The organism is Bacillus pretiosus (assembly GCF_051294775.1).
GTDB classification, from domain to species: domain Bacteria; phylum Bacillota; class Bacilli; order Bacillales; family Bacillaceae_G; genus Bacillus_A; species Bacillus_A wiedmannii.
In genome coordinates, this window is the sequence record NZ_JBPPHF010000497.1 from 1 (window position 1) to 286 (window position 286).

Genomic DNA, 286 nt, shown 5'->3' on the forward strand with positions numbered 1-286 from the left:
CCTTTAGCCATAGCTTTTGTAAGGATATTTACGTTACCTTTCTTTTGAAGAGCACGTTTAACTACAGAGCTCATAGCTTTTTCGAAACCAGCTAAGATTTCGTCGCCAGCTTCTACTACAGTAACTTCTGTACCGAAGTTAGCATATGCAGTTCCTAATTCCATACCGATGTAACCGCCGCAGAATACAACAAGTTTTTTAGGAATTTCAGGTAAGCTTAAAGCACGTGTAGAGTTGAAAACACGTTTAGAGTATTTGAATACTGGAATTTCGATTGGTTTATAAC

At 37.8% G+C, this 286-nt stretch carries 1 protein-coding gene; it reads right to left on the reverse strand.

Features of this window, described 5'->3' with window-relative positions; translation table 11 throughout:
• Window positions 1–286 (reverse strand): FAD-dependent oxidoreductase (locus ACSG5Z_RS31900; RefSeq protein ID WP_435712955.1); only part of this gene is annotated, 286 nt, incomplete at both ends.